Origin of the sequence: Mycobacterium sp. 1245805.9 (genome assembly GCF_001672915.1) — a bacterium.
Taxonomy (GTDB): Bacteria; Actinomycetota; Actinomycetes; order Mycobacteriales; family Mycobacteriaceae; genus Mycobacterium.
The window spans coordinates 1-19708 of sequence record NZ_LZKR01000045.1; the positions used below are offsets into that span (position 1 = coordinate 1).

Genomic DNA, 19708 nt, shown 5'->3' on the forward strand with positions numbered 1-19708 from the left:
CCTGACCACGGGCAAGTCCGGGACGGTCGCGCTCAAGCCGCGCACCGACATCAACGGGGCCGGGGCCCGCCGCGCGCGCCGGATCGATCCCCGGCGGCAGGTGCGACTGCAGCCCGGGCTCGATGCCCAACGGCGGCACGTGCTGCGCCGGCGCGGTCTCGGCCGGGGCGGCGCCCGGGGCTCCCGGCTCGGCCACGAACTTATTCACCGACGCCGCAACGTTTTTCGACTCGGTGGGCGCTGTCGGATTGTGGGTGAACGCCTGGGCGGCGGCCATCAGCAGCTGCGTCGCCTGCCCGGGATTGCTCGCCGCCTGCTGGATGATCGGGCTCAGCTCCGACAGGGCGGGCAGGCCCGGAAGCTGCTGGGTCGGGTTCGTCGGCGGTGTCGGCTGCGGCGCCGCCGGGGCGGCCGCCGCGCTCGGGCATAACCCGAACGCGGCAGCCGACGCCACGACAACAGCGGCCAAACCCTTGGACAGATTCCTAGTGGTTGCCACGATGTCCTCCGGTCCTGGCTAGTGGCGGGTTAGTTGGATGCCGAGTTGCTCAGGGAATGGCGGCGAGCAGCGGCGCCATCGGGTTGGTCAGCGACGGCAGCGCCGGTGCGGCCGGTGCGGCCGGCGCGGCGGGAGCCGCCGGAGCCTGGCCCCCGGCCAGCGCCTGCAGATCCTGCGGAATCGTCAGCTGCGCGGGCACGTTGACCGGCAGGCCGGACGGCAGCGCCGGCATGTCCACCTTCGCCTGCGGGATCTGCGGGGTCGCCGGGGCGGCGGGAGCCGCCGGCGCCGACAGCCCGGGGATGGCGGGCAGGCCCGGAATCGACGGGGCGGCCGGAGCGGCGGGCGCCGCCGGGGTCTGGGCCAGGCCCGGGAGCGAGCCGAGGCCCGGGATCGTCGGCGTCGTCGCCGCCGGGGCCGTCGCGGTTTGCGGGGTGAGCCCCGGAATGGACGGCAGGCCCGCCGAAGGCGAGACCGGCGAGGTCGCCGAGGGCATGCCCGGGAACGTGATGCCGGGCGAGGCCGGCGCCGCGGGCGCGCGGGCGCCGAGGGCGGTGGCGAGGTTTTGCAGGATTTGAGGCGCGTTGGCCGCGGAGCTGATCAGCTGCTGCGGGATGTTCGGCACCGGCGGGGCGGGGACGGGGTCGGCGTGGGCGATCCCGCCCGTCAGTAGGGCGGCGGACGAACCGACCAAGACGGCGGCCGCTCGCAGATAGGTCCAGATGGTTGGCATGACTCTCCCTGGTTGTCGATGACGGGTTCGGCCCCGAAGTTACGTTGATACTGGTGTGACTCAAGTGACACGTGTGGCATTTATTCGATCGTTACCGATACGAGTGACGGCGGTGACCGGGCGGCCCACAGAACACCGGGTGATGGCTAAAGTCGGGCGGATAGACACCATCCCGGCCGCCCCGGCGGCACCCCGCATCCGGCGGCAGGCGGCGGCCCCGGCGCTGCTGATCGCGAGCGTCGCCGCGCGGCTCGCCTGGACCTACCTGGCGCCCAACGGCGCGAACTTCGTCGACCTGCACGTCTACCTCGGCGGCGCCGCCGCCCTCGACCATCCCGGCACCCTGTACAGCTACGCCTACGCCGACCAGACGCCGGACTTCCCGCTGCCGTTCACGTACCCGCCCTTCGCGGCGGTCGTGTTCTATCCGCTGCACCTGCTGCCGTTTCCCCTGGTGGCCTTCCTGTGGCAGGTCGCGACGATCGCCGCGTTATACGGCTCGGTCCGGCTCAGCCAGCGCCTGGTGGGCGTGCCCGCCGGGGCCGGTCACCGCGTCGCGATGGCGTGGACGGCGATCACCATCTGGATCGAGCCGCTGCGCAGCACATTCGACTACGGCCAGGTCAACGTGCTGCTCATGCTGGCGGTGCTGTGGGCGGCCTGGACGACCCGCTGGTGGCTATCGGGGCTGCTGGTCGGCGTGGCGGCCGGGATCAAGCTGACGCCGGCGATCGCCGGCGTCTACCTGCTCGGCGTCCGGCGCCGGGGTGCGGCGGTGTTTTCGGCGGTCGTCTTCCTGGCCACCGTCGGCGTGTCGGTCCTGGTCGTCGGCGATCAGGCCCGCTACTACTTCACCGATCTGCTGGGCGACGCGCACCGGGTGGGGCCGATCGCCACGTCGTTCAATCAATCCTGGCGCGGCGGCATCTCGCGGATCCTCGGCCACGACGCCGGCTTCGGCCCACTGGTCGTGGCCGCCATCGCGGTGACGGCGGTGCTGGCCGTCCTGGCCTGGCGGGCGCTGGACCCGACCGACCGGCTGGGCAAGTTGCTGGTGGTCGAGTTGTTCGGGCTGCTGCTCTCGCCGATCTCGTGGACCCACCACTGGGTGTGGCTGGTGCCGCTGATGATCTGGGCGATTCACGGGCCGCCACGCGAGCGGCCGGGGGCCCGCATCGTCGGCTGGGGCTGGCTGGCGCTGACGATCGTCGGCGTGCCCTGGTTGCTGAGCTTCGCGCAGCCGACCATCTGGCAGATCAGCCGGCCGTGGTACCTGGCCTGGGCCGGGCTGGTCTACATCGTGGCGGCGGTGGCGACGCCGGCCTGGATCGCGGCGACCGGCCGACGCGCCGAGCCGACGGCTTAGCCCCCGACGATCCCGTCGATGTCGCGCGCCATGTCGACGTCGTTCTGCGTGATGCCGCCCTCGGAATGCGTGACCAACGCGAAAGTCACCGTCCGCCAACGGATATCGATGTCGGGGTGATGGTCCTTGCTCTCGGCGTGCTCGGCCACCCGCCGCACGGCGTCGATGCCGTCCAGAAACGACGGGAACTTGATGGACCGGCGCAGGGCGCCGTCGGCACGCTCCCATCCGTTGAGTTCGGGCAGTGCGGCGTCTACTTGCTCATCGGTTAACACAGCCATTCCGCAGGCATCCTCTCGTCTGGGATAGGAACGGTGGTCACCTACGAGGCTACGGCGGGACCGGCCGGGGCCTGACTTCTCTGGTCCAAGGGCACCACGACGCTCGCCTCCGCCGCGTTGTTCAGTTCCTGGTATGCGGACTCCAGGCTGGCCGGAACCGCCTGCAGGTCGCGGGCGACACCCATCAATTCCTCCAGGATCAGGATGCGTTGCTGATTCGCCTGTGCCACCGCCTGCCGGGCCTGCTCCTGCAATAGACGAGCTTGCCGCTTTGCCTCGGCGAGGAGCCGCTCACGCTCGTGCTCGGCTTCCTGAAACGCGTGATCGATCGACGATTGGGCTTCGGCGCGCCTCCCGGCGACTTCGGCGTCGACGTTTTTCTTGGTCTCCGCACACTGCGTTTCGAGCGCCTTTTGCTGTAAGGCCATGTCCGCCAATAGTTCTTGGTGCTCTCGCTGCGCGGCCTCGGTCTCGGCCTCGGCCGCCGCGATCATGGCGTCGGCCTCGGCTCGCGCCTCGGAGTGCATCCGCGAAATCTCGTCGAGCGCGCGCCGCAGCAACTTCGCCATGCGGTGTTGCATCGCGTAGGGCGACGGCGAGGTGTCCGAGAGCATGGCGACCTCATCATTGAGGCAGGCGACTTCGATGCGCAGGGCGGCCGCTTCGTCGCCGTATTCATTTCGCTGGGCTCTTAAGCTCTGAACCTCGTCGATCAGCAACTTCTGCTTGGTGAACAACACCTCGAGGTAGGCATCGACCGCGGCCGGGTCGTAGCCCCTGAAGGTGCGGGAGAACGTCTTTGCGGGTTCGGTGATCATGGCCAACCCCGATTCTCAGAAGTGCCCGGTAGAGGTGGTAACCGACAGTGTCGAGTATTCCACTTTGGCGTTCAAAACGTAATAGAGGCATTGTGCCCCAAGGGGTTTCGTTTGCGGGCGATGGCCGCCCCGGCGACCCGTATCCCGACCGTATACCGTCACTGGCCATGCCGACCCAGATCGTCGTCGCCGCAGCGGTCATCTCCGGCTCGCGGGTCTTGGTCGCGCAGCGCGCCCGGCCGCCGGAATTGGCGGGCCGCTGGGAGCTGCCCGGCGGCAAGGTCGCGCCCGGCGAATCCGAACGCGACGCGCTGGCCCGAGAGTTGGTGGAGGAGTTGGGCATTGAGAGCGGCGACGTTGTGGTGGGCGACCGCCTCGGCTCCGACATTCCGCTGAACGAGACGATGACGCTGCGGGCGTATCGGGTGCGGCTGCTCGGCGGCGAGCCACACCCGCGGGATCATCGGGCTCTGCGGTGGGTAACCGCCGCGGAGCTGCACGACGTGGATTGGGTGCCGGCCGATCGCGGCTGGCTACCCGATCTGGTTCGAGTGCTGTGAGCGAAAGTGCGCTCAGGGCGTTGTGCGTGCGCTGACGGCGACAACACGCCGAGCCGGGGCGCCGCCACTGCACAAGGAGCGCCGCCACCGCACACACAACGCCCTGGGGCCCTCGAGCATCCGCCGGTTCGCTATCTGAGGCCCCCGCTGCCAGAATCACCGACGTGCCATTCCGCAACGTCGCCATCGTCGCCCACGTCGACCACGGGAAAACCACCCTGGTCGACGCGATGCTGCGGCAATCCGGGGCGCTGCACCACCGCGGCGACGACACCCAGGAACGCATCATGGACAGCGGTGACCTGGAAAAGGAAAAGGGCATCACCATCCTGGCCAAGAACACCGCCGTGCACCGCCACAACAGCGACGGGACGGTCACGGTCATCAACGTGATCGACACCCCGGGGCACGCCGACTTCGGCGGGGAGGTGGAGCGCGGGCTGTCCATGGTGGACGGGGTGCTGCTGCTGGTCGACGCCTCCGAGGGCCCCTTGCCGCAGACCCGCTTCGTGCTGCGCAAGGCGCTGACCGCGCACCTCCCGGTCATCCTGGTCGTCAACAAGACCGACCGGCCCGACGCGCGCATCGCCGAGGTCGTCGACGCCAGCCACGACCTGCTGCTCGACGTCGCGTCGGACCTCGACGACGAGGCGGCCAAGGCCGCCGAGCACGCCCTGGGCCTGCCGACGCTGTACGCGTCCGGACGCGCGGGCATCGCGAGCACCGAACAGCCGGCCGACGGCGAGGTGCCCGCGGGCGACAACCTCGACCCGCTGTTCGACGTGCTGATGGAGCACATCCCGCCGCCGTCGGGCGACCCCGAGGCGCCGCTGCAGGCGTTGGTGACCAACCTCGACGCGTCGGCCTTCCTCGGGCGGCTCGCGCTGATCCGGATCTACAACGGCAAGCTGCGCAAGGGTCAGCAGGTCGCGTGGATGCGGGAGGTCGACGGGGTCCCGGTCATCACCAGCGCCAAGATCACCGAGCTGCTGGCCACCGAGGGCGTCGAGCGCAGCGCCACCGACGAGGCGATCGCCGGCGACATCGTGGCGGTGGCCGGGCTGCCCGAGATCATGATCGGCGACACCCTCGCCGACCCCGACCACGCCCACGCGCTGCCGCGCATCACTGTCGACGAGCCGGCGATCTCGGTGACCATCGGCACCAATACCTCGCCGCTGGCGGGCAAGGTGTCCGGTCACAAGCTGACCGCGCGGATGGTCCGCAGCCGGCTGGATACCGAGTTGGTCGGCAACGTGTCGATCCGGGTGGTCGACATCGGCCGGCCCGACGCCTGGGAGGTGCAGGGCCGCGGGGAGCTTGCCCTGGCCGTGCTGGTCGAGCAGATGCGCCGCGAGGGCTTCGAATTGACTGTCGGCAAGCCGCAGGTGGTGACCAAGACGATCGACGGTCAGCTGCACGAGCCGTTCGAGGCGATGACGATCGACTGCCCCGAGGAATTCGTCGGCGCGATCACCCAGTTGATGGCCGGCCGCAAGGGCCGCATGGAAGAGATGACCAACCATGCCGCCGGCTGGGTCCGGATGGACTTCATCGTGCCCAGCCGCGGCCTGATCGGCTTCCGCACCGACTTCCTCACCCTGACCCGCGGCACCGGCATCGCCAACGCCGTCTTCGACGGCTACCGGCCTTGGGCGGGGGAGATCCGGGCTCGCCACACCGGCTCGCTGGTGTCCGACCGGTCGGGCACCATCACGCCGTTCGCCCTCATCCAGCTCGCCGACCGGGGCCAGTTCTTCGTCGAGCCCGGACAGGACACCTACGAGGGCATGGTCGTCGGAATCAACCCGCGCCCAGAGGATCTCGACATCAACGTGACGCGCGAGAAGAAGCTGACGAACATGCGGTCGTCGACCGCCGACGTCATCGAGACGCTGGCCAAGCCGCTGGAGCTCGACCTGGAACGGGCCATGGAGTTCTGCGCGCCCGACGAATGCGTGGAGGTGACCCCCGAGATCGTGCGGGTGCGCAAGGTCGAGCTGGACGCCACCTCCCGGGCCCGCAGCCGGGCGCGGGCCAAGGCGCGGGGCTAGCGGCTTGGCACCGGGCCGCGTCACGGGCGTGGTTGGGCGGGCTGCTGAGCGGCTGCTCGATACCCTGATGGGCGTGCCGAGACGAGCCAGCCGCCTGCTCCTGAGGGTCGGCGTGCTGGTCTCGCTGGTCGGGCTGGTGCTGGCGGCGTGCACGGTCAACCCGCCGCCGGCGCCGCAGAGCACCGACACGCCGCACAACTCGGCGCCGCCGCCACAGCGGCCCACCCAGATCATCATGGGCATCGATTCGATCGGCGCCGGGTTCAACCCGCACCTGCTGTCGGACCTGTCCCCGGTGAACGCGGCGATCAGCGCGCTGGTGCTGCCCAGCGCGTTTCGGCCGGTGCCGGATCCCGCCACGCCGACGGGTTCGCGCTGGGAGATGGACCCGACCCTGTTGGTGTCCGCGGACGTGACCAGCCAAAACCCGTTCACCGTGACCTACAAGATCCGGCCCGAGGCGCAGTGGACCGACAACGCGCCGATCGCCGCCGACGACTTCTGGTACCTGTGGCGCCAGATGGTCAGCCAGCCCGGGGTCGTCGATCCGGCCGGATACGACCTCATCACCGGGGTGCAGTCGCTCGAGGGCGGCAAGCAGGCCGTCGTCACCTTCGCCCAACCGTATCCGGCGTGGAAAGAGCTGTTCAGCAACATATTGCCGGCGCACATCGTCAAGGACGTGCCGGGCGGATTCGCTGCCGGGCTGGCGCGGGCCCTGCCGGTCACCGGCGGCCAGTTCCGGGTGGAGAGCATCGACCCGCAGCGCGACGAGATCCTGATCGCCCGCAACGACCGCTATTGGGGGCCGCCGGCCAAGCCCGCCCTGATCCTGTTCCGCCGGGCCGGCGCGCCGGCCGCGCTGGCCGATTCCGTGCGCAACGGCGACACCCAGGTCGCCCAGGTGCACGGCGGCTCCGCGGCGTTCGCGCAGCTGTCGGCCATCCCGGACGTGCGCACCGCCCGGATCGTGACGCCGCGGGTCATGCAGTTCACGCTGCGCGCCAACGAGTCCAAGCTGTCCGACGCCCAGGTCCGCAAGGCGATCCTGGGCCTGCTCGACGTCGATCTGCTGGCGGCCGTCGGCGCGGGCAGCGACAACACCGTCACGCTGGACCAGGCCCAGATCCGTTCGCCGAGCGACCCCGGCTACGAGCCGACCGCTCCGCCCGCCATGACCACGCCCGCCGCGCTGGCGTTGTTGCAGGGCTCCGGATACAAGGTCGAACCCAACACGTCCACGTCGCCGGTGCCGACCCCCGCCAGCACCGGGCCGCCGGAGGTCACCCGCGGCCGCATCAGCAAGGACGGCCAGCAGCTGTCACTGGTGATCGGGGTGGCGGCGAACGACCCGACCTCGGTCGCGGTGGCCAACACCGCCGCCGACCAGCTGCGCAACGTGGGCATCGCGGCGACGGTGCTGGCGCTGGACCCGGTGACGCTGTATCGCGACGCGCTGAACAACAACTCAATCGACGCGATCGTCGGCTGGCATCGGGCCGGCGGAAACCTGGCGACGCTGCTGGCCTCGCGCTACGGCTGCCCCGCGCTGCAGACGACGACGGTCCCGACCTCGAACGTCGCCACGACCACGCCCGCCGTCGGGCCTACGCCGTCCACCGGGCCGACCACCACCGCCACGACGCCCACCCAGACGCCCCCGAGCCGCCCGCCCGAGCCCGGCGCGCTGGTGCAGGCGCCGTCGAACCTCACCGGAATCTGCGACCGCAGCATTCAGTCGAACATCGACGCCGCGCTGAACGGCACCAAGAGCATCAACGACGTGATCACCGCGGTCGAACCCCGGCTGTGGAACATGTCCACGGTGTTGCCGATCCTGCAGGACACCACGATCGTCGCGGCCGGGCCCAGCGTGCAGAACGTCAGCCTGTCGGGCGCCGTCCCCGTCGGCATCGTCGGGGACGCCGGCCAATGGATCAAGACCGGGCCGTAGGCGACCTTTCTGCGGTATTGAAAACAATGATTTTCTGAAAAATGGGTATCCTCTGCCGGCAACCCGAAAAGGGTAACGAATTAATTACAGGTAGCCGAATTCAATAGCCGCCGGCCAGTTTGTGCAAACAAACGTTTTCACAACGCCATTTCGATACGCTGCGGCCATCGCTGAACGGCTGCTCGGGAAACAGGCGGATAGCGGTCATCATGGGGTGGAAACGGGGAGGTCATAGTGTCTTTTCTCATCGCAGCGCCAGAGTTGATCGCCGATGCCGCAACGGATTTGGCGAACCTGGCAGCGGTCATCGGTTCGGCCAACAGCGCGGCCGCCGCTGCGACGACGGGCTTGCTGCCCGCCGCCGCCGATGAGGTTTCGGCCGAAATTGCCGCATTGTTTTCCTCGCACGCCGCGGGCTACCAGCAACTCAGCGCGCAGGCCGCGCTATTCCACGAGCAGTTCGTTCAAACTTTGGCGGGGGGCGCGGCCAGCTATGCGGCCGCCGAGGTAAACGTCGTGCAGACGCTGGCGAGCGCGGTCCCCGCGTTCTCCATCGACTTGAGCGGCGGGATCGCGGGGCTGGTGGCCAGCCTGAGCGCCGACATCAACGAGCTCGGGCTTTCGCTCAACGCCGCGGTATCGGCGAGCCTCGGCGCCAACGTCCTCGGGCTGGCGCCGCTCGGGGCGGCAATCGCGACCAACGTGAACGGCGGCCTGACGGCGCTGGCGCAGACCGGCGGTGCGATCGCGACGAACATCGGCACGGGGCTGTCCGGGCTGGCGGGCGGCTTCAACGCCGCGCTGCCCGGCCTGCAGGCCAGCCTGAGCGGCGGCCTGTCGGGGCTGAACGGCTCACTGAATGCTGCGTTGTCGGGTGGCCTTTCGGGCCTGGTGCCGCTCGGCGCGGCCTTGGCCGCCGACTTCAACAGCGGGCTTTCGGGGCTGATCCAGACCGGCAACGCGCTCGCGGCGAACCTGGGCGCCAGCCTGTCCGGGCTGGCCGGCGGACTGAGCCTGGCGTTCCCGGGTCTCGCGGCCAGCCTGAGCGCCGGGCTCGGCGGCCTGAGCGCGTCGATCAACGCCGCGCTGTCGGGTGGCCTCAGCGGCGGCCTTTCGGGCCTCGGGCCGCTCGGTGCCACCCTGGCCGCGGACATCAGCAGTGGGCTGTCGGGATTGGCCCAGACCGGTAGCTCGCTGGTGACCAGCCTGACCGCCGGGTTCCCCGGCCTGCAGGCCGGCATCACCGGCGGGCTCGCCGGGCTGAACGGCGCCATCAACGCCGCGCTCTCCGGCGGCTTCGGCGGCAGCCTGTCGGGCCTCGGCGCCGCCCTGTCCGGTGCCCTGCAAACCGGCGGGTCGCTGATCGCCAACCTGACCGCCGGCCTGCCGGGCCTGTCGGGCGGATTCACCCTGCCGGCCAACCTGACCGCCGCCCTCAACATGCTGGGCGGCGCCGTCGGCCTGAGCCCCAGCCTGGGCGTGAACATCATGGCCGGGCTCAACGGGCTCAGCCTCCAGCTGAACGCGGCGTTGAACGGCGGCCTCAGCCTCGGAATCGCCGGGCTTCCAACGCTGTTCGCCAACCTGGTCGCGCCCTGGCAGGTGCTGTTGACGGCGCCGAACGTGCCCGCGTTCTTCACCCAGCTGCAGGCGATGGAGGTCGGCTTCAACACCGCGCTGATCACCAACGAACTCGGCCTCAACACGGCCCTCGTCGCCCAGGAGACGGCGCTGGAGACGGCGCTCTTCGGCGGCACCGGCGCGTTGGGCGGCTCGATCGACAGCTTCTTCAACTTCTGGAACCTGGTGCTGGGCACCGGCGAGGTGACCTTCGACAGCATCCTGGGAGCGCAGCTCCCGACCGGCGGCGCCATCCTGGCCAGCCTCGCCATGGGCGCCCCGGCCAACCTGATCGCCGGCGGCACCCTCGGCGGGTTCCTGGGCGCCCTGGACACCAAGTTCCTGTGGGATCTGGACGTCGTCAGCGGGGTGGCGACCTCGCTGACCGGCAACGGGAGCCTGCAGGCCGCGTTGACGGCGGGGATCAACGCGGCCGGCCTGCAGGCGTCGCTGAACGCGGCGCTCACCGGGTCGCTGTTGACCACGGCTCCCAACCTCGGTGTGGCGTTGGTGGCGGCGCCGACAGCGGGATTGCAGGGCCTGGCGTCGGGCCAGGTCAACTTCCTGTCCAACCTGATTCCCGCGGAGGTCGGCTTCAACACCAACCTGCTGAACAACGAATTGGCTTGGGAGACGGCGACTTTCGGGTCCAATACCGCCCTGAACGGCGCGATAAACCGGCTCTTCAACATCCCCAACCTGTTCCTGCTCACCGGCGAGCAAACGGTCAACAGCTTCCTGGGCGGCGTGCAGTACCCGGCGGTCAGCACGGTCCTGACCGGGACCGGTGCGCAGGTGTTCAACGGCGGCAACATCGGCGGCCTGGAGGGCATCTTCGACCAGACCCTGGCCGCGGGTGCCGACTTCGCCGGCATCTTCGTGGGCTAGGCCCGAGGCGCCGCCCGCGGCGGGATCACGGTGTCGACCACCAGCGCCAGCTCGCGCCGGTTGGGCGGTTCTCCGGTGAGCATGAAGTGTTGGTTGATCAACGCCGGCCCGACCCGCGCGGTCAGCGGCGTGATCGTGGCGGGGTCGAGGTCGCCGTCCTCGACGGCGGCCCGCAGGATCGATTCGATGGCCTTGAGGCGCGGGGCCACCACGGCGTCGGCGAAGATGGTGCGCATCTCCGGTTCGTGCAGCAGCTGCTGGACGACGTACATGCCGGGAAAGGTCGTCTTGCCGGCCAGCATGTCGCGGTGCGACGTGAACATCGTTAGCAGGTTCTCCCTGGCCGACCGGCCGGAGCGCGGCTCGGGCGTCGGCGGCAGCGCGTAGACCAGCGCGGCGTGCACCAGGTCGTGCTTGCTGCACCAGCGCCGGTAGAGCGCCGCCTTGCCGGTGTGCGCCCGCGCCGCGATGCCCTCCATCGTCAGGCCGCCGTAGCCGACTTCCGCCAGCTCGACCAGCGTGGCCTCGTAGAGCGCACGTTCGAGCACCTCGCCTCGTCGGCGGCTCCGGATGCTGCTCCGACCCTGGGTTAGCTGCGGCATTTCTCGATAGTAGCCGCCCGCGTTCCTATCCGCCGAGCCTCGGTGACGCGGAGGTAGGGTTCGTCCATGCCCGAGACTCCACGGCTGCTGTTCGTGCACGCGCACCCCGACGACGAGAGCCTCGCCAACGGCGCCACCATCGCCCAGTACACCGCCCGCGGGGCCCAGGTGCGCGTCGTCACCTGCACGCTCGGCGAGGAGGGCGAGGTCATCGGCGATCGATGGGCAGGGCTCGCCGTCGACCGCGCGGACCAACTCGGCGGCTACCGGATCGGCGAGCTCACGGCCGCGTTGCGGGCGCTGGGCGTCGACGGGCCCGACTATCTGGGGGGCGCGGGTCGCTGGCGTGACTCCGGCATGGAGGGCACGCCGCCACGGGGGCGCCAGCGGTTCATCGACGCCGACGAACGCGAGGCCGTCGGCGCGCTGGTCGCCATCATCCGCGAGCAGCGTCCCCACGTCGTCGTGACCTACGACCCCAACGGCGGCTACGGGCATCCCGACCACATCCACACCCACACCGTCACGACGGCCGCGGTCGCCGCCTCGCCCACCGACGATTACCCGGGCGAGCCCTGGGCGGTGCCGAAGTTCTACTGGACGGTCCTGGCCACGAGCGCGTTCCAGGCGGGGTGGCGGGCGCTCGATACGAAAGACCTGCTGCCCGGCTGGATGGTCCCGCCGCAAGACGAGTTCGACTTCGGATTTGCCGACTCCGACATCGACGCCGTCGTGCAGGCCGGCCCGGATGCGCTCGCGGCGAAGCTCGCCGCCCTGGCCGCGCACGAAACCCAGCTCGTCGTCGGCCCCACGGGCCGCGCCCTTGCGCTGTCGAACAACTTCGCGCTGCCCATCCTGGCCGACGAGCATTACGTCCTGGTGGGAGGCTCCGCGGGGGAGCGCGACGCGCGCGGCTGGGAGACGGACCTGCTCGCGGGACTCGGTTTGACCGCCGCCGCAACGCGGTAGGCTGCCAAACAGGCAGCCACGGAAGGAATTCGCATGGACCCCGACCTGGACCCCAATATGCAGCATTGGCAGGACCGGCTCGACAGCCTGCAGTGGGTCATCGGCTCGATACTCGCCAACGTCGACAGCGTCCCGACCTGACCGAAACCCAGCCACGCGCCGCGTCCATCCAGGACGGCGGCGCCACAGATCCCGCGATTCGTTTCGTCGTTTTGGCGCTGCTGGCCGTAGACGGAATCCTTTCGGCACTCGCCGGCGCGCTGCTGCTTCCTTCCTATATAGGTGCGATTCCCTTCCCCGTCAGTGGGCTGCTCAGTGGGCTGCTCAACGCGGCGCTGGTGTGGGCCGCCGGGCTGTGGACCCGCTCGGCGCGGGTGGCCGCGCTGCCGTTGTGGACGTGGCTGCTGACGGTCGCCGTGCTGAGCATGGGCGGTCCCGGCGACGACGTGATCCTGGGCGGCCGGGGATTGATGGCGTACGGGGCCCTGGTGTTGATCGCGCTGGGGGTCGGTCCCCCGGTGTGGGTGCTGTTCCGGCGGGGCTGACGGCAACCGTTACGGGAAGAAGGGCGGCAGGGGCGGCAACGGCGGGAGGAAGCTGAGCGCCCAGTAGATCTCGGTGCTGATGAACTGGTTGATCGACGCCGTGGTGGCATCCCAGAAGTTGGCCAGCCCCTGAGCGAAGCTGATGCTGCCCTGTAGCCAGTCGATGGTGTTGAACAGGCCGGCCTGCACCATGGGCTCGAAAAGGTCGTAGAAGAAGTAGATCTGGGGGGCGGCCCAGCCGACATAGGGCAGGTAACCGACCGCGTACGCGGCGAGGTCGAAACCGTACTGCACATACGGCTCGACGAGCAGGTACCCGGCCTTGATGGCGTCGCCGATCGACCCGGTTGCCGCCGGCACGACCGCGGCGTTGGTCATGGCGGCCGGTGTGACGAGCGCGCTGGCCGCGGTGAGGGCGCGGATGCCGCCGGTCGGCAGCAGCGCGCCGGCCTCACCGGCGAGCGCCGAAAGGCCACCCGGGAAACCCGAGCCCAGCAGGCCGGCGCCGCCCAGGAAGTTGGAGCCGGCCGCGACGCTCTCGACCTGGTTCACCGCGGCGGACAGGCCGCCGCCGACCATGCCCGCCACACCGCCGCCACCCGCCAGCCCGGCGCCGCCCAGGAAGTTGGAGCCGGCCACGACGCTCTCGACGCGGTTCACCGCGCTGGTGACGGCGCCGCCGATCACGCCCGCGACCCCGCCCCCACCGCCGCCGCCGAGCAGCGTCGCGGCGGGCGCGTTCACCGCGCTGGCCAGGCTCTCCGCGGCGCCGGGCAGCGCCGCGGCGGGCGCGTTCACCGCACCGGCGAGGTTCTGCGCGGCACTGGACTCGGCCGCCGCGAACGCGTTCGCGCCGGAGCTCAAAGTCTGGACAAATTGCTCGTGAAACTGCGCGATCTGCGCGCTGAACTGCTGATATCCCAGCCCGTGCTCGGAGAGGAACGCCGCGACCTGGGCCGACACGGCGTCGGCCGCCGCGGCCGCCACCGCCGAGGTCGGGGCAGCCGCCGCGGCGCTGGCGCCGTTGATGGTCGAACCAATGCCAGCCAATTCCGAAGCCGCTGCCGCCAGCGCCTCCGGGGTGGCGAATAGGAACGACATTCGGAACCTCCCTGGATACGACGGATGCTATCTCGATCGCCGCTGGCGGGCGGGCAAGTTCGGCAAACACTTAACAAGCAGCCCGGCCGCGGCCGCCGGGATGTCGACCGAGGGCCGCCGCGAGCCTGCGGCTACTGTTGCGCGTATGGCACCGCCGCCCAGCGCTTCACCGGTTGGGCCGGGCGGATGAAATTCGATCGTGGGGAAGTTACACCAACGTGCCACTGACACCGGAGCCTCCGGAGCCCAGCGCTCTGCCTAGCCCCGTCTTCCCGCCCAAGGCCAGCGCGTCGGCGTTGCGGCGCGTGTTGCGGCGGGCCCGGGACGGGGTCGCGCTCAATGTCGAAGAGGCGGCCGTCGCCATGACCGCGCGCGGCGAGGACCTCGCCGATCTGTGCGCGAGCGCGGCGCGGGTGCGCGACGCGGGCCTCGAGTCGGCGGGGCGGCGCGGGCCGACCGGGCGGCTGCCGATCAGCTATTCCCGCAAGGTGTTCGTCCCGGTCACCCACCTGTGCCGCGACAGCTGCCATTACTGCACGTTCGTCACCGTGCCGGGGAAGCTGCGCGCCCGGGGCGCGGGCATGTACCTGGAGCCCGACGAGATACTCGACCTGGGCCGCCGCGGGGCCGAACTCGGTTGCAAGGAAGCGCTATTCACCCTCGGCGACCGGCCGGAGGACCGGTGGCCGGAGGCGCGGGAGTGGCTCGCCGAACGGGGCTACGACTCGACGCTGTCCTACGTGCGGGCGATGGCGATCCGGGTGCTGGAGGAAACCGGGCTGCTGCCGCACCTGAACCCGGGCGTGATGAGCTGGTCGGAGATGTCGCGGCTCAAGCCGGTGGCGCCGTCGATGGGCATGATGCTCGAGACGACGTCGCGGCGGCTGTTCGAGACGAAAGGGCTTGCGCACTACGGCAGCCCGGACAAGGACCCGGCGGTTCGGCTGCGCACCCTGACCGACGCCGGCCGGCTGTCCATCCCGTTCACTACCGGCTTGCTGGTCGGCATCGGCGAGACGCTCGCCGAACGCGCGGACACCCTGCACGCGATTCGCAAGTCGCACAAGGAGTTCGGGCACGTCCAGGAAGTGATCGTGCAGAACTTCCGGGCCAAGGAACACACCGCGATGGCGGCGTTCCCCGACGCCGGGATCGAGGACTACCTGGCGACGATCGCGGTCGCGCGGCTGGTGCTCGGCCCCGGCATGCGCATCCAGGCGCCGCCCAACCTGGTGTCGCGCGACGAGTGCCTGGCCCTGATCCGCGCCGGGGTGGACGACTGGGGCGGCGTCTCGCCGCTGACGCCCGACCATGTCAACCCCGAACGGCCCTGGCCCGCCTTGGACGAGCTGGCCGCCATCACCGCCGAAGGCGGTTACGACCTGGTGCAGCGGCTGACCGCGCAACCCAAGTACGTCCAGGCCGGCGCGGCGTGGATCGACCCCCGGGTGCGCGGACACGTGCTGGCGCTGGCGGACCCGGCCACCGGCCTGGCCCGCGACGTCAACCCGGTGGGCATGCCCTGGCAGGAGCCCGACGACGTGGAGTCCGCCGGGAGGATCGACCTGAACGCGGCGATCGACACCGAAGGCCGCAACACCGCGGCCCGCAGCGACCTCGACAGCGCGTTCGGGGATTGGGAATCGATCCGCGAGCACGTCGGTGAGCTGGCCGCCCGAGGCGCCAAAGCGCCAGAACGCCTGGACACCGACGTGCTGGCCGCACTGCGGTCGGCCGAACGCGACCCCGCGGGCTGCACCGACGACCAGTACTTGGCGCTGGCCACCGCCGACGGCCCGGCGCTGGAAGCGGTTGCCGCGCTGGCGGATTCGCTGCGACGCGATGCCGTCGGCGACGACGTCACCTTCGTGGTGAACCGCAACATCAACTTCACCAACATCTGCTACACCGGATGCCGCTTTTGCGCGTTCGCCCAGCGCAAGGGCGACGCCGACGCCTATTCGCTGTCCACCGAGGAGGTGGCCGACCGCGCCTGGGAGGCGCACGTCGAGGGTGCCACCGAGGTGTGCATGCAGGGCGGCATCGACCCCGAGCTGCCCGTGACCGGGTACGCCGAGCTGGTGCGCGCCGTGAAGGCCCGGGTGCCGTCGATGCACGTGCACGCCTTCTCGCCGATGGAGATCGCCAACGGTGTGACCAAGAGCGGGTTGAGCATTCGCGAGTGGCTGATCAGCCTCCGCGAGGCCGGCCTGGACACCATCCCCGGCACCGCCGCGGAGATCCTCGACGACGAGGTGCGCTGGGTGCTCACCAAGGGCAAGCTGCCCACCTCGCTGTGGATCGAGATCGTCAGCACCGCGCACGAGGTCGGGCTGCGGTCGTCGTCGACGATGATGTACGGGCACGTCGACACCCCGCGGCACTGGGTGGGCCACCTCAACGTGCTGCGGGACATCCAGGACCGAACCGGCGGTTTCACCGAGTTCGTGCCGTTGCCCTTCGTGCACCAGAACTCGCCGCTGTACCTGGCCGGCGCGGCGCGCCCGGGCCCCAGCCACCGCGACAACCGGGCGGTGCACGCCCTGGCGCGAATCATGTTGCACGGCCGCATCTCCCACATCCAGACCAGCTGGGTCAAGCTCGGCGTCGAACGCACCCGGGTGATGCTCAACGGCGGCGCCAACGACCTGGGCGGGACGCTGATGGAGGAGACCATTTCGCGGATGGCCGGGTCGGAACACGGGTCCTCGAAGACCGTCGCGGAGCTGGCCGCGATCGCCGACGGCGTCGGCCGCCCGGCCCGCCAACGCACCACCACCTACGCCCCGCTAGCCGCATAGCTGTCAGTCGCGGCGGGTATACCCGAGGCCGTGAAACGACACATCGATCAAGACCGGTTCCCGGAATGGCAGCCCTTCCTGGACGCGGTGCAGAAGCGCCGCCCCGAGTCGGGCACCTGGTGCGAAGCGTGGACGGTGCGCGACATCGTCATCCATCAGGCCGGAAACGCCGAGGAGCTCGCCCGGGTGCTGGGGGCGCACCTGCAGGGCGAACCCGTCGGCACGCGCGGCTTCGAGGAGCGGGAGGCCCCGCTGCGCGCGATGAACGACGCGGACCTGTGGGACGCGCTGCACGACCGGATGGCCACGCTGAACGAGGTCGCGGCCGCGGCCGACGACGTTCCCGCCGACACCGACGTCGCCTGGACCGGCCGCACCATGAAGGTGCCGTGGTTCGCCGAACACATGCGGGAGGAACTTGTCCTGCACGGCTGGGACATCACCGGAGACGAGGACGCCGGGTTCGCCGCCCGGCTCGCCGAGCCCTGGATGACGACGCACAGCGTCGTCGCGGTGGGACGCCCGCTGCTCGCCAAGGGCGCCAAGTCGCTGGCACCGGGCGAGCGAATCGAGGCGCGGTTACGGGTCTTCGGCAGCGACGACGTGGTGGTCACCGCGGACGCCGAGCGGACCGCAATCGGAATGGCCGGGCCCGAAGGCCCGGCCACTCTCGAAACCGATTCCGCCGCAAGGGTTTTGCTGCTCTGGGGTCGGCGACCCGGAAACCCCTCGCGGATCTGCAGCGACGTCGGGCCCGAACTACTGGGCCAGGTGCGCCGGCTGCTCAGCGGCTACTGACGCGCGGCTGGCTCAGTAGTTGTTGCAGCTGCCGGCAACCGACAACACGTCGTTGAAGTACGGCGCGGCCTGCGGCATGGCCTGGATCTGGTGGGCCATCTGCAGGCGCTTCGGCGGCGGCGACGCCAGGAACTGGTTCAAGTAACTCACCGCGATCGGCGACGCGGTCAACTGCGCCGCAGCAGCCGGATCCGTCGCGTTCAGCGCGGCCATCACCTGGCCGTAGTTGCACGTCGTGTTGATGACCGGATCCAGCGGATCGGCGGATGCGATCCCGGAGCCGGCGGTCAACGCAAACGCAACACCCCCAGCAACAGCGGCCAGTTTGGTCAACGACAGCTTCACCATTTTGTGGACCTTCCCCATTTCAATGCACCGTCGATAAACGGCGACGACATTGCCCAACGGTTGCCGTCTGCGGACGAGGCTACCAGGCCCCGTGAGCAATCTTCCATCGCAACCGTTATCGCACAGGAATCTCTAATCGTAACTATGCGCAGGTCAGGGCATTTTGCGGCGGTGTTCGCCCTCGGTGAAATGCGGCTCGGGCGACCGCACCCGTGCCGAGTGGTTGACGTGTATGTGCAACGTCTAGTATCAGTAACCGAATGCTTGCGCTGACGCGGCCGGAGCGCCGCGGCGAGCCGAACAGCAGCCCACACGCAGTACATGGAGGAGATGTCTGTGACGTACACGATCGCCGAGCCCTGCGTCGACATCAAGGACAAGGCATGCATCGAGGAGTGCCCGGTCGACTGCATCTACGAGGGTGCCCGGATGCTGTACATCCACCCCGATGAGTGCGTCGACTGTGGGGCCTGTGAGCCGGTCTGCCCCGTCGAAGCGATCTATTACGAAGACGACGTGCCCGAACAGTGGAGCCAGTACACGCAGATCAACGCCGACTTCTTTGCCGAGCTGGGATCGCCGGGCGGCGCCGCCAAGGTCGGCATGACCGAGAACGACCCGCAAGTCGTCAAGGATCTGCCGCCCCAGGGCGAAGGCGACTGAGCGGGAGGGTGTCGGCGTCCCTGCCGGAGTTTCCCTGGGACACGCTGGCCGACGCGAAGGCGCGGGCCGAGGCGCACCCGGGCGGAATCGTCGACCTGTCCGTCGGCACCCCGGTCGACCCGGTCGCGCCCCTGATCTCCGACGCGCTGGCGGCCGCCAGCTCGGCACCGGGATACCCCGCCACCGCCGGCACCGCGCGCCTGCGCGAATCGGCGGTGGCCGCGCTGGCCCGCCGCTTCGGAATCACCGGGCTCACCGAGGCGGCCGTGCTGCCGGTGATCGGCAGCAAGGAGCTCATCGCGTGGCTGCCCACGCTGCTGGGCCTGGGCTCCGCGGACCTGATCGTGGTGCCGGAGCTGGCCTACCCGACCTATGACGTGGGCGCGCGGCTGGCCGGGGCCCCGGTGCTGCGCGCGGATTCGCTGACCCAGCTGGGCCCGCGATCCCCGGCGCTGTTCTACCTGAACTCGCCCAGCAATCCCACCGGGCGGGTGCTGGGCCTCGACCACCTGCGCAAGGTCGTCGGATGGGCGCGCGAGCGGGGGGTGATCGTCGCCTCCGACGAGTGCTACCTGGGTCTGGGCTGGGACGCCGAACCGCTCTCGGTGCTGCACCCCTCGGTGTGCGACGGCGACCACACCGGGCTGCTCGCGATCCACTCGCTGTCGAAGAGCTCGTCGCTGGCCGGTTACCGGGCCGGCCTGGTCGCCGGGGATCCGGCGCTGGTCGGCGAGCTGCTCGCCGTGCGCAAACACGCCGGCATGATCGTGCCGACGCCGGTGCAGGCCGCCATGGTGGCCGCGCTCGACGACGACGCCCACGAGAAGGTGCAGCGCGAGCGGTACGAACGGCGGCGCGCCGCCCTGTTGCCGGCGGTGCGCTGCGCCGGTTTCGAAGTCGAGCATTCCGAGGGCGGCCTCTACCTGTGGGCCACCCGCGGCGAGCCGTGCCAGGACAGCGTCTCCTGGCTCGCCTCCCGCGGCGTCCTGGTGGCGCCCGGCGACTTCTACGGCCCGGGCGGCGCCCGCCACGTGCGCGTCGCGCTGACCGCCAGCGACGAGCGCATCGCCGCGGCGGTCGAGCGGCTGACTTAGCCCGTCCGCCCGCC

At 70.2% G+C, this 19708-nt stretch carries 17 protein-coding genes and 1 pseudogene; 11 read left to right on the forward strand and 7 right to left on the reverse strand.

Annotation, left to right across the window (positions count from 1 at the left end; genetic code table 11):
* Window positions 1-499: pseudogene (locus A9X00_RS07080) on the reverse strand (hypothetical protein); the annotation flags it as partial.
* Between the two features lie 49 nt (window positions 500-548).
* A complete protein-coding gene (locus A9X00_RS07085) occupies window positions 549-1232 on the reverse strand; it encodes a hypothetical protein (protein ID WP_067151037.1) in 684 nt (227 codons plus the stop codon).
* A gap of 142 nt (window positions 1233-1374) precedes the next feature.
* On the opposite strand from A9X00_RS07085, the gene A9X00_RS07090 reads away from it, so the two are divergent.
* Window positions 1375-2598 (forward strand): mannosyltransferase, encoded by a 1224-nt coding sequence (locus A9X00_RS07090; protein ID WP_067151128.1) that lies wholly within the window; start codon window positions 1375-1377, stop codon window positions 2596-2598.
* Here A9X00_RS07090 and A9X00_RS07095 read toward each other — a convergent pair.
* Together A9X00_RS07095 and A9X00_RS07100 are read right to left on the reverse strand one after the other, a co-directional pair.
* Window positions 2595-2879: a 4a-hydroxytetrahydrobiopterin dehydratase gene (locus A9X00_RS07095; protein ID WP_067151040.1), complete on the reverse strand. Its 285-nt coding sequence runs from the start codon at window positions 2877-2879 to the stop codon at window positions 2595-2597. The two genes, A9X00_RS07090 and A9X00_RS07095, sit on opposite strands and share 4 nt — an antisense overlap.
* Before the next feature lie 41 nt (window positions 2880-2920).
* Entirely contained in the window at window positions 2921-3697 is a 777-nt protein-coding gene (locus tag A9X00_RS07100; protein ID WP_067151043.1) for a DivIVA domain-containing protein, read from the reverse strand.
* 167 nt (window positions 3698-3864) lie between these two features.
* On the opposite strand from A9X00_RS07100, the gene A9X00_RS07105 reads away from it, so the two are divergent.
* From A9X00_RS07105 to A9X00_RS32465, 4 genes are all read left to right on the forward strand, one after another.
* Window positions 3865-4257, forward strand: coding sequence for a (deoxy)nucleoside triphosphate pyrophosphohydrolase (locus A9X00_RS07105; protein WP_067151047.1), 393 nt, complete (start codon window positions 3865-3867; stop codon window positions 4255-4257).
* 164 nt (window positions 4258-4421) lie between these two features.
* Window positions 4422-6311 carry a translational GTPase TypA gene (typA, locus tag A9X00_RS07110; protein ID WP_067151051.1) on the forward strand — a complete coding sequence of 630 codons (1890 nt, stop codon included), beginning with the start codon at window positions 4422-4424 and terminating at the stop codon, window positions 6309-6311.
* 67 nt (window positions 6312-6378) lie between these two features.
* Entirely contained in the window at window positions 6379-8265 is a 1887-nt protein-coding gene (locus A9X00_RS07115) for an ABC transporter family substrate-binding protein (RefSeq protein ID WP_197515086.1), read from the forward strand.
* Window positions 8266-8499: 234 nt separating this feature from the next.
* The gene (locus A9X00_RS32465) at window positions 8500-10773 is read left to right on the forward strand and encodes a PE family protein (protein ID WP_082974818.1); all 2274 of its coding nucleotides are present in this window, start codon (window positions 8500-8502) and stop codon (window positions 10771-10773) included.
* On the opposite strand, the gene A9X00_RS07125 is transcribed toward A9X00_RS32465, so the two are convergent.
* A complete protein-coding gene (locus tag A9X00_RS07125) occupies window positions 10770-11375 on the reverse strand; it encodes a TetR/AcrR family transcriptional regulator (protein ID WP_067151060.1) in 606 nt (201 codons plus the stop codon). The two genes, A9X00_RS32465 and A9X00_RS07125, sit on opposite strands and share 4 nt — an antisense overlap.
* Before the next feature lie 66 nt (window positions 11376-11441).
* On the opposite strand from A9X00_RS07125, the gene mshB reads away from it, so the two are divergent.
* Together mshB and A9X00_RS07135 are read left to right on the forward strand one after the other, a co-directional pair.
* Window positions 11442-12344, forward strand: a complete 903-nt coding sequence (mshB, locus tag A9X00_RS07130) for an N-acetyl-1-D-myo-inositol-2-amino-2-deoxy-alpha-D-glucopyranoside deacetylase (protein ID WP_067151063.1) — start codon at window positions 11442-11444, stop codon at window positions 12342-12344.
* Window positions 12345-12436: 92 nt separating this feature from the next.
* Entirely contained in the window at window positions 12437-12889 is a 453-nt protein-coding gene (locus A9X00_RS07135) for a hypothetical protein (RefSeq protein WP_067151066.1), read from the forward strand.
* 9 nt (window positions 12890-12898) lie between these two features.
* Here A9X00_RS07135 and A9X00_RS32470 read toward each other — a convergent pair whose 3' ends face one another.
* Window positions 12899-13990, reverse strand: a complete 1092-nt coding sequence (locus A9X00_RS32470; protein ID WP_067151069.1) for a PE family protein — start codon at window positions 13988-13990, stop codon at window positions 12899-12901.
* Window positions 13991-14208: 218 nt separating this feature from the next.
* Here A9X00_RS32470 and A9X00_RS07145 point away from each other — a divergent pair, with 218 nt between their 5' ends.
* Window positions 14209-16791: a bifunctional FO biosynthesis protein CofGH gene (locus tag A9X00_RS07145; protein WP_067151072.1), complete on the forward strand. Its 2583-nt coding sequence runs from the start codon at window positions 14209-14211 to the stop codon at window positions 16789-16791.
* Between the two features lie 30 nt (window positions 16792-16821).
* Window positions 16822-17589: a maleylpyruvate isomerase N-terminal domain-containing protein gene (locus A9X00_RS07150; protein ID WP_067151075.1), complete on the forward strand. Its 768-nt coding sequence runs from the start codon at window positions 16822-16824 to the stop codon at window positions 17587-17589.
* A 12-nt stretch (window positions 17590-17601) separates the two neighbouring features.
* Here the strand turns inward: A9X00_RS07150 and A9X00_RS07155 are convergent, their stop codons facing one another.
* On the reverse strand, window positions 17602-17934 hold the full coding sequence (locus A9X00_RS07155) for a hemophore-related protein (protein WP_067151130.1): 333 nt from the start codon (window positions 17932-17934) through the stop codon (window positions 17602-17604).
* Window positions 17935-18273: 339 nt separating this feature from the next.
* Here A9X00_RS07155 and fdxA point away from each other — a divergent pair, with 339 nt between their 5' ends.
* Both fdxA and dapC read left to right on the forward strand, forming a co-directional pair.
* On the forward strand, window positions 18274-18600 hold the full coding sequence (gene fdxA / locus A9X00_RS07160; protein WP_067151133.1) for a ferredoxin: 327 nt from the start codon (window positions 18274-18276) through the stop codon (window positions 18598-18600).
* An 8-nt stretch (window positions 18601-18608) separates the two neighbouring features.
* A complete protein-coding gene (dapC, locus tag A9X00_RS07165) occupies window positions 18609-19694 on the forward strand; it encodes a succinyldiaminopimelate transaminase (protein ID WP_156771961.1) in 1086 nt (361 codons plus the stop codon).
* Window positions 19695-19708: the final 14 nt, after the last annotated feature.

What these genes read in the sequence shown, in the direction of transcription:
- A9X00_RS07085 (WP_067151037.1), bottom strand. Translation starts at nt 1,232, where the DNA reads ATGCCAACCATCTGGACCTATCTGCGAGCGGCCGCCGTCTTGGTCGGT.
- A9X00_RS07090 (WP_067151128.1), top strand. Translation starts at nt 1,375, where the DNA reads ATGGCTAAAGTCGGGCGGATAGACACCATCCCGGCCGCCCCGGCGGCA.
- A9X00_RS07095 (WP_067151040.1), bottom strand. Translation starts at nt 2,879, where the DNA reads ATGGCTGTGTTAACCGATGAGCAAGTAGACGCCGCACTGCCCGAACTC.
- A9X00_RS07100 (WP_067151043.1), bottom strand. Translation starts at nt 3,697, where the DNA reads ATGATCACCGAACCCGCAAAGACGTTCTCCCGCACCTTCAGGGGCTAC.
- A9X00_RS07105 (WP_067151047.1), top strand. Translation starts at nt 3,865, where the DNA reads ATGCCGACCCAGATCGTCGTCGCCGCAGCGGTCATCTCCGGCTCGCGG.
- A9X00_RS07115 (WP_197515086.1), top strand. Translation starts at nt 6,379, where the DNA reads ATGGGCGTGCCGAGACGAGCCAGCCGCCTGCTCCTGAGGGTCGGCGTG.
- A9X00_RS07125 (WP_067151060.1), bottom strand. Translation starts at nt 11,375, where the DNA reads ATGCCGCAGCTAACCCAGGGTCGGAGCAGCATCCGGAGCCGCCGACGA.
- mshB (WP_067151063.1), top strand. Translation starts at nt 11,442, where the DNA reads ATGCCCGAGACTCCACGGCTGCTGTTCGTGCACGCGCACCCCGACGAC.
- A9X00_RS32470 (WP_067151069.1), bottom strand. Translation starts at nt 13,990, where the DNA reads ATGTCGTTCCTATTCGCCACCCCGGAGGCGCTGGCGGCAGCGGCTTCG.